The organism is Microbacterium sp. M1A1_1b, assembly GCF_053345565.1.
In genome coordinates, this window is the sequence record NZ_JBKFAJ010000002.1 from 1 (window position 1) to 12,601 (window position 12,601).

The following is a 12,601-nucleotide window of genomic DNA, read 5'->3' on the forward strand; positions in this document are numbered from 1 at the left end:
CGCCCGGTCACATTCCGAACCCGGAAGCTAAGCCTCTCAGCGCCGATGGTACTGCAAGGGGGACCTTGTGGGAGAGTAGGACGCCGCCGGACTCAACGTAGGTAGGAAGATGTGGCCATCGGCCCTCCATCGAGAACACGAAGGGATTCCTTCGTTCTCGATCGGGGCCGGTGGCCATTTCTGTTTTGCGCGTCGGACTTCGACGCTCGACGTCAGCGCAAGTCCGTGATGGACTGGGACGACGAGCCAGGGACGGCGCGGACACACACAACGACACAGCGGACGATCACCGGGGCTTGCGCTCCGGCACGCGATGAGGAGCAACGGTGGCGAACGACGACGAGCGGCGGAACGACCGCAACGACGACCGCGGAGAGCGGCCTCCGCGCCGTGACAGCGATCGTCCCGTAGGCCGTGACGGTGGTTCGAACGGTGGTGGCCGAGGCGGTTGGTCCTCTGGCCCGCGCGAGTTCGAGCGGCGTGAAGGTGCGCGTTCCGACCGTCCGCAGCGCGACGGTGACCGTCCGTTCCGATCAGATCGACCGAGCCGCGACAGCGCTCCGGGGCGTGGTTTCCGCGACGGTGGGCAGCGGTCCGACCGTTCGAGTGGGCCACGCGGTGATCGTCCGTCCTACAATTCTGACCGGCCTCGTCGTGATGGGGATCGTCCGTCGTACAACTCGGACCGGCCGCGTCGTGATGGTGATCGTCCGTCGTACAACTCGGACCGGCCTCGTCGTGATGGGGATCGTCCGTCGTACAACTCGGACCGTCCGCGTCGTGATGGTGATCGTCCGTCGTACAACTCGGACCGTCCGCGTCGTGATGGTGACCGTCCGTCGTACAACTCGGACCGTCCGCGTCGGGATGGTGACCGTCCGTCGTACAACTCGGACCGTCCGCGTCGTGATGGTGATCGTCCGTCGTACAACTCGGACCGGCCTCGTCGTGATGGGGATCGTCCGTCGTACAACTCGGACCGTCCGCGTCGTGATGGTGATCGTCCGTCGTACAACTCGGACCGTCCGCGTCGTGATGGTGATCGTCCGTCCTACAACTCGGACCGTCCGCGTCGTGATGGTGATCGTCCGTCGTACAACTCCGACCGTCCGCGTCGTGACGGTGACCGTCCCGCGTACAACTCGGACCGTCCTCGTCGCGATGGTGACCGACCCTTCCGCGGAGGTTCCGACCGGCCCGAACGGGGCCAGTTCAGCACCCGTGGGGGCAGCGACGACCGCAAGCGTTTCGGCGACGGCAGCCGCGGCCCCGGTGCCCGCTTCGGCGAGGCTGCCCGCGACGACTTCGAGGACCGCGACCCGTACGGCACCCGGTCGATCCGCCCGCGTCACGAGGACCCGGAGATCCCCGACGAGATCTCGGCGCGTGACCTCCACCCGCAAGCCCGGGCCGAGCTCAAGACGCTCAGCAAGGACAACGCGGACTGGGTCGCACGGCACCTGCTCACGGCCGCCATGTACGTGGACGAGGACCCGGAGCTCGCCAACCAGCACGCGCTGAGCGCCGCACGTCGCGCCGGTCGTGTGGCAGTCGTCCGCGAGACCGCAGCGATCACCGCCTACCGGCTCGGGGACTTCACCACGGCGCTCCGCGAGCTCCGGACCTACCGTCGCATCTCGGGCCGCAACGACCAGCTGCCGATGATGGTCGACTGCGAACGCGGCCTGGGACGCCCCGAGCGCGCGCTCGAGCTCGGTCGTTCCGTGGACCGCGCCGCGCTCGAGCCGGCGGTGCAGGTCGAGTTGTCCATCGCGATGTCCGGAGCCCGGATCGACCTCGGGAATCCCACAGCCGCACTGGGCGAGCTGGAGATTCCACAGCTCGACCCGTCGACGGCCTACAGCTGGTCGCCGGCGCTCTACAGTGCTTACGCGGCCACGCTCGAGGAGCTCGGTCGCCAGGACGAAGCCGACGAGTGGTGGGCGCGTGTGGACCGCGCGACCGAAGCCCTCGCCGAAGCTGCTGACGAAGACTCTTGGGAGACAGTGGATGTGGTCGAGGAAGAAGTCGAAGGACACGAGTCCGACGAGCACGAGCTCGCCGACGTCGACGAGCCAGGGGAGCCCGACCAGCTCGCGCCCCTCGGCGAGCCCGAGCCCGACGAGCCCGACGACGACCTCGGCGAGATCGACGAGGACAACCCCCGCGACGTCGACGGCTCCGCAGCCGGCTGACACCCCGCGTCCACCGACGGACGGCGTCGACCTGGTCCTCACCGACCTGGACGGCGTCGTCTACCGCGGCCGCAACGCCATCCCGCACGCCGTCGAGTCGCTGACGCGCGCCTCGCTGACGGCACGGGTCGGCTACATCACGAACAACGCCTCGCGTCGTCCGTCCGACGTCGCTGAGCACCTGCAGCGCTACGGCCTCGACGTCACGGCGGACGACGTCGTCACGAGTTCGCAGGCCGGCGTCCGGCTGCTCGAGACCCTGGTGCCCGCCGGGTCGACGGTCCTGGTGATCGGCGGCATCGGCCTGACCAGCATCGTCGAACAGGCGGGCTTCACGGTCACGGCGAGTGCCGAGGACGCGCCCGCTGCGGTCATCCAGGGGTTCTCGCCGGACCTCGGGTGGCAGCAGCTGGCCGAGGCCTCGTTCGCCCTGGCCGATCCCGACATCCCGTGGGTCGCGACGAACATGGACTGGTCGATCCCGGTCGAACGCGGCATCGCGCCCGGCAACGGCACCCTCGTGTCCGCCGTGCACCAGGCCGTCGGACGCATGCCGGTCGTGGCCGGCAAGCCCGAGCGACCGATCTTCGACGCGGCCCTGGCTCGCTTCGGCGGGGAGCGGCCGCTGTTCATCGGCGACCGCCTGGACACCGACATCAAGGGCGCGAACGACGTCGGGATCCCGAGTGTCCTCGTGCTGACCGGCATCGACCAGGCGAAGCAGGTGCTCGCGGCCGATGTGCGTTCGCGGCCGACGTACGTGCTGCAGGACCTGCGAGGTCTGTCCGAGCCCTACCCGGTGACGCACCGGCACGGATCTGCGGACGGCACGCGGTACGTCAGCGTCGGCGAGTCGACGGTCCGGATGCAGCGGAACGTCGTCCGTGTCGAGCAGCGCGGCGACGACCTGATGGACCTGCTGCGCGCTGGTGCCGCAGCGATCTGGGACTCCGGCTTGGCGATCTACGGGCTCGACGTCGACCCTGCGCTCCACGGCGGCGAGTAGCGTGTCGGACGTGTCAGACACCCCCGGACCGCAGCCGATCGACAACGACGGCGACGTCGCAGCGCGCGCTCGTCGGGCCGAGGACCTGCCGTTGCCGGCCCGTGCGGACGTCTTCGCCGGGCTGCACGACGAGCTGCGCACGCGGCTCGAGAACGGCGGCACCGCGAGTGCCTGACACCCACCTCCCCCGAGCCGACGGGCCCGGGGCGGACATGCAGCGCTCCGATGTCCGGCCCGTGCGGCTGGACGCGGCCGTGGCTGCGCGGGGACTCGCCAAGTCCCGAACCGCTGCAGCCAAGCTCGTCGCGAACGGCCGCGTCAGCATCGACGGCGTGCCGGTGGTCAAGGCCTCGACCCCGGTGCTGCCCGACACCGTGATCCAGGTCGATGCCGGGGACGACTGGGTCTCGCGGGCAGCGCTCAAGCTCGTCGGTGCCCTCGACGCCTTCGGGGTGGACCCGACGGGCCGCGTCGCGCTCGACGTCGGCGCCAGCACCGGTGGGTTCACGCAGGTGCTGCTCGCCCGAGGTGCCCGGCGGGTCGTCGCGCTCGACGTCGGTCACGGCCAGCTCGACCCCGTCGTCGCGCTGGACGACCGGGTCGTCGTGGTCGAGGGCGTCAACGCTCGGAACCTGACCGCCGAGGACTACCTGGCGTTCGACCCGGCCGCGGCGGACACCACGCTGGTGGTCGGGGACCTGTCGTTCATCAGCCTGCGCATCGTCCTGCCCGCACTGGCCCGTGCCGTGCCGGCGGACGAGTACGTGCTGCTCGTGAAACCGCAGTTCGAGGTCGGCCGGAACGGTGTGCGCGAGGGCATCGTGCACGACGTCGACCTGCGGAACGACGCACTCATGAACGTGCTGTGGGCCGCATGGGACCTCGGCTTCGGGACGTCGGGCCTGATCGCCTCGCCGATCCTCGGGACCCACGGCAACCACGAGTACCTCGCGCGTCTCCAGCGGGGCGCAGGGTCCAATCCGACAGAATGGATCACTCGGGCGACCGAACTGGCGGAAGGGGCTCCATGAGCGACGAACGGCACATCCTGCTCGTCTCGCACACGGGCCGGTGCGACTCCATCGACGCCGCGGTCGAGGTCTGCGACCTGCTGAACGCGGCCGACCTGACCCCGGTGATGCCCTTCGACGAGTACGCCGACATCCGCCGCGCCGAAGCGTCGGTCGGCAAGGTCGACATCCTCGGCGTCGACGTGCAGCCCGACGACCTCGAGATCGTCATCGTGCTCGGCGGCGACGGTACGATCCTGCGCGCAGCAGAACTCGTCCGCGGGACGCGCGCCCCGCTGATCGGCGTCAACCTGGGCCACGTCGGGTTCCTGGCCGAGAGCGAGCGGGACGGCCTGGCCGAGACCGTCCAGCGTGCCCTGGCCGGCGAGTACAACGTCGAAGAGCGCGTCGCCCTGCAGGTCGACGTCGTGGTCGGCAACGAGAAGGTCTACTCGTCGTGGGCCCTGAACGAGGCGACGATCGAGAAGGCCTCGCGCGAGCGCATGCTCGAGGTCGTCACCGAGGTGGACGGTCGTCCGCTGTCGTCCTTCGGGTGCGACGGTGTCGTCGTCGCCACTCCGACGGGGTCGACGGCGTACTCGTTCTCCGGCGGCGGCCCGATCGTGTGGCCGGACGTCGACGCCATCCTCATGGTGCCGCTGAGCGCCCACGCGTTGTTCTCGCGGCCGATCGTCGTCGGCCCCGACCGTGTGCTGGCCGTCGAGGTCCTGCGCCGGACGAGCGGCGTCGGCGTGCTGTGGTGCGATGGTCGTCGCACGCACGACCTGCCCCCGGGTGCGCGCGTCGAGGTCCGGCGGTCGCCCGAACCCGTCCGTGTGGCGCGGCTGAAGGACGCCCCGTTCACCGACCGGCTGGTCGCGAAGTTCCGGCTGCCCGTCGCCGGGTGGCGCGGACCCCACCAGGACGACGAGCACGGAGTCGACCGGTGATCGAGGAGATCCGCATCGCGGACCTCGGGGTGATCGGTGACGCCACGCTCGAGCTCGGTCCCGGGTTCACGGTCGTCACCGGTGAGACCGGTGCCGGCAAGACGATGATCGTCACCGCACTCGGGCTGCTGCTCGGTGCCCGGGCCGATGCGGGCTCCGTGCGTCGTGGTGCGTCGAGCGCCGTCGTCGAGGGCCGCTGGGACGTGCCGGACCACGCCGCGGTCGCCGAACGGGTCGAGGACGCCGGGGGAGCGGTCGAGGACGGCGAGCTCATCCTCACCCGGACCGTCTCCGCCGAAGGCCGCAGCCGCGCCACGGTCGGCGGTCGCAGCGCCCCGGTCGCGGTGCTCGGCGAACTGGCCGACCAGCTGGTCACCGTGCACGGGCAGTCCGACCAGATCCGGCTGACCTCGTCGACGGCGCAACGTGCCGCACTCGACGGCTTCGGCGGGGCAGCCGTCGACAAGGCGTTGGCGGCGTACGTCCGCGCCTTCGACGCCTGGCAGGAGCACACGGCCGACCTCGAGACCCTGACGCGTGATCGCGACGAACGCCTGGCCGAGGCGGCTCGGTTGCGCGAGGCCTCCGACGAGATCGAGGCTGCCGCACCCCAGCCCGGTGAGGACGACGAGCTGGCCGAACGCGCCGAACGCCTCGGCAACCTCGAAGAGCTCCGGCTGTCCGCGGGCCTGGCTCACGAGGCGATCTCGTCCGAGTCCCTCGACGGAGCGACCGACGTCATCGGGCTGGTCGAGGCGGCCCGTCGCGCGATCGAGCGGGTGACGAGCGCCGACGCCGCACTGCAGCCCGTGCTCGAGCAACTGACCGAGCTCGGCATCCAGGCCAGTGAGGCCTCGGCCAGTCTGTCGAGCTACCTCGGGTCGCTCGAACCGGAAGCCGGCCACGACCTCGAGCTCATCAACGAGCGCCGGGCGGTGCTGTCGGCTCTGAGCCGCAAGTACGGCGAGACCGTCGACGACGTCATCGCCTTCGGGCAGCGTGCCAGCGACCGACTGCTCGAACTCGACGGTGACGACGACCGGATCGTCGCGCTGCAGCAGGCCGTCGAGCAGGACGAATCGACCCTCGAAGCAGCCGGTGCAACCCTGACGGCGGCGCGGACGACGGCCGCGAACGACCTGGCGAAGCGCGTGACCGCCGAGCTGCGGACCCTGGCGATGGCCGGTGCGACGCTCGTGGTCGAGGTCACCGACGCCGGTGAGTACCGCCGCCACGGCCGCGACCAGGTCGCGATCCTGCTGCAGCCGCACTCGGGCACCGACCCGAGGCCGATCAGCAAGGGCGCCTCCGGCGGCGAGCTGTCACGCGTCATGCTGGCGATCGAGGTGGTCATGGCCGGCAGCACGACTGTGCCCACGTTCGTGTTCGACGAGGTCGATGCCGGCGTCGGTGGCGCCGCGGCGATCGAGATCGGCCGACGCCTGGCGAAGCTCGCCGAGCGCACGCAGGTCATCGTCGTCACGCACCTGGCCCAGGTCGCGGCGTTCGCCACGAACCACCTCAACGTCGTCAAGGACGCCAGCGGCGCGGTCACCTCGTCGAGCGTGCGACGGCTGGAGGGCGACGACCGGCTGCAGGAGATGGCGCGGCTGCTCTCCGGCCTCGGCGACAGCGCCAGCGGCATGGAGCACGCCCGCGAGCTGCTCGCCGTGGCAGCGCAGACCGCCTGAGCGCCGCAGCACGCCAGGCGCCGAGCACGAAGCGCGAGGGATCAGTCGAGCCCGGCCACGGACCACCGGTCCGGCCAGAGCAGGGCGGACACGCGCGCGGCGAACGCGGGTCGCGCCTCCTGGCAGTTCTGACGTACGATGGAATCCCGTGGCGGACACTTCCAGCGGTACCCAGGCAAACACGCAACACACGACCTCGAAGGTGACGAAGCAGATCTTCGTGACCGGCGGGGTCGTCTCGTCTCTCGGCAAGGGCCTGACGGCGGCCAGCCTCGGCAACCTCTTGACGGCACGCGGCCTCAAGGTCGTCATGCAGAAGCTCGACCCGTACCTCAACGTGGACCCGGGCACCATGAACCCGTTCCAGCACGGCGAGGTCTTCGTGACCGACGACGGTGCCGAGACGGACCTGGACATCGGGCACTACGAGCGGTTCCTCGACATCAACCTGTCGCAGGCGGCGAACGTCACGACCGGGCAGGTCTACTCGACGGTCATCGCCAAGGAGCGCCGCGGCGAGTACCTCGGCGACACCGTGCAGGTCATCCCGCACATCACCGACGAGATCAAGCGGCGGATGCGCGAGCAGGCCGACAACGACCCGCAGCCCGACGTCATCATCACCGAGGTCGGCGGCACGGTCGGCGACATCGAGTCGCAGCCCTTCATCGAGTCGGCACGCCAGGTGCGCCACGAGCTCGGCCGCAACAACGTGTTCTTCGTGCACGTGTCGCTCGTGCCGTTCATGAACGCCTCGGGTGAGCAGAAGACCAAGCCGACGCAGCACTCCGTGGCGCAGCTGCGCTCGATCGGCATCCAGCCCGATGCGCTCGTGCTCCGCAGCGACCGGCCGGTGTCCGACTCGAACAAGAAGAAGATCGCGCTGATGTGCGACGTCGACGAGGGCGCCGTGGTGAACGCCGTCGACGTCCCCTCGATCTACGACCTGCCGACGCTGCTGAACACGCAGGGCCTCGACCAGGTCATCGTCGACGCGCTGCACCTGGACGCCGGTCCGGTCGACTGGACCTCGTGGAACCCGGTGCTGCAGGCCGTGCACGAGCCCAAGAAGGACGTCACGATCGCGCTGGTCGGCAAGTACATCGACCTGCCGGACGCGTACCTGTCTGTCACCGAGGCGCTCCGCGCGGGTGGCTTCGCCCACAACGCGAAGGTCACGCTGAAGTGGGTCGTGTCGGACGACTGCACCACGCCCGAGGGCGCCGCCAAGCAGCTCGGCGACGTCGACGGCATCTGCATCCCGGGCGGGTTCGGCGTGCGCGGCATCGAGGGCAAGCTCGGCGCGCTGAAGTTCGCGCGCGAGAACCACATCCCCACGCTCGGCCTGTGCCTGGGACTGCAGTGCATGGTCATCGAGTACGCCCGCCACGAGGCCGGTCTGGTCGACGCGTCGAGCTCCGAGTTCGACCCGGAGACCCCGACCCCCGTCGTCGCGACCATGGCCGAGCAGGTCGACATCATCGCCGGCGGTGACCTGGGCGGCACGATGCGGCTGGGCCTGTACCCGGCGGTCTTCACCGACGGTTCGCTGGCGGCCGACCTGTACGGCGCGTCCGAGGCGTCCGAGCGGCACCGTCACCGCTACGAGGTCAACAACACGTACCGCCAGCAGATCGCGGACGCCGGCATGGTGTTCTCGGGCACCTCGCCCGACGGCTCGCTGGTGGAGTACGTCGAGCTGGACCGTGCGGAGCACCCGTTCTACATCGGCACGCAGGCGCACCCCGAGCTGCGCTCGCGGCCGAACCACGCGCACCCGCTGTTCGCCGGACTGGTCGAGGCCGCGATCACCCGCAACGAGGCCTCCCGCCTGTTCGACCCGGAGACGGAGTCGGTGGAGGTCGCGTAGTCGACGTCCCCACGTTCGGACAGGAGGCCCGGTGCCAGCTGGCACCGGGCCTCCAGTCCGTCTGTGGCCGCGCCCACCGCGCGCGCTGGTTGGATGGGGGTGTGACCGACGCACCGATCCATGACGAGCCCACCTCCTTCGACGTGACCCGGTCGGACGTGGTCCACCAGGGTGCGGTGTGGAACGTGCGCCGCGACGACGTGGCCTACGGCGACGGCATGGTCCGCGAGTACATCGACCACACCGGTGCCGTCGCGGTCTGGGCCGAGGACGCCGACGGCCGCGTGCTCGTCATCCAGCAGTACCGGCACCCGGTGCGCATGCGTGACTGGGAGCTGCCGGCCGGGCTGCTCGACCACGCGGGCGAGGACCACCTGGAGGCTGCCAAGCGCGAGCTGGCCGAAGAGGCCGACATCGAGGCCGACACGTGGGAGCCGTTGGTGCGGTACAACACCTCGTCGGGCGGCAGCAACGAGTTCATCCAGATCTACCGCGCGCGGGACGTCCGCGCCGCCGCGACGGCGTTCGAGCGTGAGGACGAAGAAGCCGACATCGTGGCTCGGTGGGTGCCGCGTTCCGAGGTCGTCGCCGGCGCGCTCGACGGTCGGCTACAGAACTCGGCGCTCATCGTGGCGGCGCTCGCGGTCGACGCGATCGAACGCGGCTAGCCTGCTGGGGTGATCCCGCTCGACCGTGCCACGGAGACCTACCTGCGGCACGTCGCCATCGAGCGAGGGTTGTCGCAGCACACCCTGGCGGCCTACCGCCGTGACCTGGCGACGTTCGCCGACTGGGTGGGGGCGCAGCCGGTCGTCGAGTCGGACGGGGCCGACCGTGCCGGGGGTGCGGCCGTCGTGACCGATGTCGGACGGCTGGCACGCGCCGACCTGGCAGGCTTCGTGACGCACCTGGCGACCCGACCGGAGGGTCCGCTGGCGCCTCGGTCGGTCGCGCGGATGCTCAGCTCGGTGCGGTCCTTCGCCACGTTCGCCGCGGGCGAGGGCTGGCTGCCACTCGACCCGGGCGCCTCCGTCCGACCGCCGAAGGCCCCGATGCGATTGCCCAAGGCGATCTCGGTGCACGACATGGAGCGGCTGCTGCAGGGCACCGACGGGGATGATCCCGTGGCGCTGCGGGACCGTGCGCTGCTCGAGCTGCTCTACGCCACGGGGGCACGCATCTCCGAGGCAGTGGGGCTGTCCGTGGACGACGTGACGACGCTGTCCGTGGACGACGAGGCCGCCGACCTGGACACCGACGTGTCGGTCGTGCGGGTCACGGGCAAGGGGAACAAGCAGCGCATCGTGCCGCTCGGCAGCTACGCGCGCGCTGCGGTGGACGCCTACCTGGTGCGGGCCCGGCCGGTGTTCGCCGTGCGGGGGACGTCGACGCCAGCGTTGTTCCTGGGGGCGCGGGGCTCGCGGTTGTCGCGGCAGAGTGCGTGGCTCGTCATCCAGACCGCAGCTGCCCGCGCGGGACTTGCCGACCACGTGTCGCCGCACACGTTCCGGCACTCGTTCGCGACGCACCTGCTCGAGGGTGGGGCGGACGTGCGGGTCGTGCAGGAGCTGCTCGGGCACGCGAGCGTCGCGACGACGCAGATCTACACGATGGTCACGGCAGACATGCTGCGGGACGTCTACCAGACGGCGCACCCGCGGGCGCGGGGGTAGGGGCGGGCGGTTGCGCCTGGGCCGTCCGGGCGGTTGTTCCGATCGCGTTCGCACAACACAAGTCACACCGCACAACGGGATCCCGTGGCGCCGGGTGACTCCCGTTGTGCGAACACACCGGCGGGGCCGGCGGGTCACCGGCGGGGCCGGCGCGTCAGAACAGGGACGTGACGGCGCTCAGGGCGGCCAGGCCCGTGCCGAGGGCGACCACGATCGCGGACGCGGCGACACTCCGCGCCAGGACACGCCACCGACCGGTGGCACCCGGGCGGACCACGCCGACCACTCCGGCGAGGATCGCCAGCACGCTGAACGCGCCCCACAAGTCGAGCACCAGGGACGCGATGGCCAGCAGCGCCGCCGACACCGTGAAGGCGCAGAGCCTGCGCGAGGTCGATGCCCCGTACGCCCAGGTCTGGCGCTCGGTCGGCGGGGTCATCACCGAGAACGAGGGGCCGGTCGGCGCGACCACCACGGGTCGCACGGCGGCCGGGTGACGGCTCGGCAGGGGGCGGGTGCCCTCACCCCAGGCGCGACCGTCCCACCAACGCAGTCGGGCGGCGTCCCGGGGGTCCGGGAACCAGCCAGCGGCCGGCAGTGTCACGGAGACCTCCTGAGCACGAGGGAATGGCGCTCCTCGACGCTACGGGCAGTGTCGCACCGCCCCCAGTCCCAACCCGGGTGTCGGCAGGAAGGGGGACGTGCGGGTCAGGCGGGGACGGGTGCCGCGTCGACCTCGGTGAACACGTCCTTGACCGCAGCCAGCAGACGGGCGTTGAAGTCGACGCCGAGCTGGTTCGGCACGGTGACGAGCACGGTGTCGGCAGCGCGGACGGCGGCGTCCGCAGCGAGCTCGGCGACCAGGTCTTCGGGCTCGCCGATGTACGAACGGCCGAAGCGCGCCAGTCCACCGTCGAGGTACCCGACCTGGTCGGAGCCCTCGATCTGCGCCCGGACCCCGAAGTAGTGGCGAGACTCGTCGTCGGTGATCGGGATGATGCTGCGGCTGACGCTGACCCGCGGTGTGCGGTCCCACTCGGACTCGGCCCAGACACGACGGAAGCGCTCGATCTGTTCCGCCTGCAGCTGGTCGAACGGCACGCCGGTGTCCTCGGTCAGCAGGGTCGACGACATCAGGTTCATGCCCTGCTCGGCCGTCCACTCCGCGGTGGCACGGGTGCCGGCACCCCACCAGATGCGCTCGGACAGGGTGTCCGACTGCGGCAGGATCGGCAACGACCCCTCGGCGCCGGTCATCTGCGGGTTCGCGGTCGCCATGGGTTCGCCGGCGATCGCGCGTCGGAAGACGTTCGTGTGGGCACGGGCCAGGTCGGCGCCCGCCGGGTCGGAGGCCTCGGGCACGTACCCGAAGGACTGGTAGCCGGCCTGGGCGGTCTCGGGTGACCCCCGGCTCACGCCGAGCTGCAGTCGGCCACCCGAGATCAAGTCGGTCGCGGCTGCCTCTTCCGCCATGTACAGCGGGTTCTCGTACCGCATGTCGATGACGCCGGTGCCGATCTCGATGCGGCTGGTCTTCGCGGCGATCGCGGACAGCAGCGGGAAGGGTGCGGCCTGCTGCGGCGCGAAGTGGTGCACGCGGAAGTACGCGCCGTCCACCCCGGCCTCTTCCGCGGCGACGGCGAGGTCGATGCCCTGCAGCAGCGCCTCGCGCCCGCTGCGCACACGGGACCCCGGCACGTCACGCCAGTGTCCGAACGACAGGAACCCGATCTTGGTCATGTCCATGCGAACGCATCCGGCAGCGCGTCCATTCCACGGGACTACGGTCGGCGCCATGGACGATCCCCGCGCAGCCCTGGACGCCGAACGCAGCCGGTCCGAGCGACTGCTGACCGACGTCGAGCGGAGCATGCGCGATGTCAGCGACGCCCGCGACGGGGCGAACACCGACGACGAGCACGACCCCGAGGGGGCGACGCTCGCGTGGGAGCGCGGCTCGCTCGGCGCGGTGCGTGACGATGCGCGCCACCGCATCGAGCAGGTCGACGCCGCGCTCGCGCGGCTCGACGCCGGCACCTACGGGACGTGCGCCGTGGGTGGCGAACCGATCCCGGAGGCCCGACTCGCCGCCGTCCCGTGGGCCGCGACGTGTGTCGCGCACGCGTGACGGGCCTGCCATCCAGGTGCCGAGACTCGCCTGGTGCACGCATGACGGGCCTCCCGTCCGGAACGTGCTGACCGCAGG

13 protein-coding genes and 1 rRNA gene are annotated in these 12,601 nt (G+C 70.9%); 11 read left to right on the forward strand and 3 right to left on the reverse strand.

Annotated features, from left to right (window positions below; translation table 11 throughout):
* A 5S ribosomal RNA gene (gene rrf, locus ACLBWP_RS04565) occupies positions 1-92 on the forward strand; the annotation flags it as partial.
* Between the two features lie 441 nt (positions 93-533).
* Here rrf and ACLBWP_RS04570 read toward each other — a convergent pair.
* Positions 534-1,352, reverse strand: coding sequence for a hypothetical protein (locus tag ACLBWP_RS04570; protein WP_447654252.1), 819 nt, complete (start codon positions 1,350-1,352; stop codon positions 534-536).
* A 123-nt stretch (positions 1,353-1,475) separates the two neighbouring features.
* Between ACLBWP_RS04570 and ACLBWP_RS04575 the strand changes: the two genes are divergently transcribed.
* The 9 genes from ACLBWP_RS04575 (at position 1,476) to ACLBWP_RS04615 (ending at position 10,395) form a co-directional block, all read left to right on the forward strand.
* The gene (locus tag ACLBWP_RS04575; RefSeq protein WP_447654253.1) at positions 1,476-2,195 is read left to right on the forward strand and encodes a hypothetical protein; all 720 of its coding nucleotides are present in this window, start codon (positions 1,476-1,478) and stop codon (positions 2,193-2,195) included.
* A 31-nt stretch (positions 2,196-2,226) separates the two neighbouring features.
* On the forward strand, positions 2,227-3,201 hold the full coding sequence (locus ACLBWP_RS04580) for an HAD-IIA family hydrolase (protein WP_447654833.1): 975 nt from the start codon (positions 2,227-2,229) through the stop codon (positions 3,199-3,201).
* A gap of 10 nt (positions 3,202-3,211) precedes the next feature.
* Positions 3,212-3,376 carry a hypothetical protein gene (locus ACLBWP_RS04585; RefSeq protein ID WP_447654254.1) on the forward strand — a complete coding sequence of 55 codons (165 nt, stop codon included), beginning with the start codon at positions 3,212-3,214 and terminating at the stop codon, positions 3,374-3,376.
* Between the two features lie 37 nt (positions 3,377-3,413).
* Entirely contained in the window at positions 3,414-4,232 is an 819-nt protein-coding gene (locus ACLBWP_RS04590) for a TlyA family RNA methyltransferase (protein WP_447654255.1), read from the forward strand.
* Positions 4,229-5,161 carry an NAD kinase gene (locus ACLBWP_RS04595; protein WP_447654256.1) on the forward strand — a complete coding sequence of 311 codons (933 nt, stop codon included), beginning with the start codon at positions 4,229-4,231 and terminating at the stop codon, positions 5,159-5,161. Before ACLBWP_RS04590 ends, ACLBWP_RS04595 begins: the two co-directional genes overlap by 4 nt.
* Positions 5,158-6,852, forward strand: a complete 1,695-nt coding sequence (recN, locus tag ACLBWP_RS04600; protein WP_447654257.1) for a DNA repair protein RecN — start codon at positions 5,158-5,160, stop codon at positions 6,850-6,852. Before ACLBWP_RS04595 ends, recN begins: the two co-directional genes overlap by 4 nt.
* Positions 6,853-7,054: 202 nt before the next feature.
* Positions 7,055-8,722 (forward strand): CTP synthase, encoded by a 1,668-nt coding sequence (locus ACLBWP_RS04605; RefSeq protein WP_447654258.1) that lies wholly within the window; start codon positions 7,055-7,057, stop codon positions 8,720-8,722.
* A 101-nt stretch (positions 8,723-8,823) separates the two neighbouring features.
* Positions 8,824-9,390, forward strand: coding sequence for an NUDIX domain-containing protein (locus ACLBWP_RS04610; protein ID WP_447654259.1), 567 nt, complete (start codon positions 8,824-8,826; stop codon positions 9,388-9,390).
* A gap of 12 nt (positions 9,391-9,402) precedes the next feature.
* Entirely contained in the window at positions 9,403-10,395 is a 993-nt protein-coding gene (locus ACLBWP_RS04615; protein WP_447654834.1) for a site-specific tyrosine recombinase XerD, read from the forward strand.
* A 154-nt stretch (positions 10,396-10,549) separates the two neighbouring features.
* Here ACLBWP_RS04615 and ACLBWP_RS04620 read toward each other — a convergent pair whose 3' ends face one another.
* Together ACLBWP_RS04620 and ACLBWP_RS04625 are read right to left on the reverse strand one after the other, a co-directional pair.
* Complete coding sequence (locus tag ACLBWP_RS04620) at positions 10,550-10,999, reverse strand: DUF2510 domain-containing protein (RefSeq protein WP_447654260.1); 450 nt, start codon at positions 10,997-10,999, stop codon at positions 10,550-10,552.
* Positions 11,000-11,103: 104 nt separating this feature from the next.
* A complete protein-coding gene (locus ACLBWP_RS04625) occupies positions 11,104-12,141 on the reverse strand; it encodes an LLM class flavin-dependent oxidoreductase (RefSeq protein ID WP_447654261.1) in 1,038 nt (345 codons plus the stop codon).
* A 49-nt stretch (positions 12,142-12,190) separates the two neighbouring features.
* Here ACLBWP_RS04625 and ACLBWP_RS04630 point away from each other — a divergent pair, with 49 nt between their 5' ends.
* Positions 12,191-12,523: a TraR/DksA family transcriptional regulator gene (locus ACLBWP_RS04630; RefSeq protein ID WP_447654262.1), complete on the forward strand. Its 333-nt coding sequence runs from the start codon at positions 12,191-12,193 to the stop codon at positions 12,521-12,523.
* Positions 12,524-12,601: the final 78 nt, after the last annotated feature.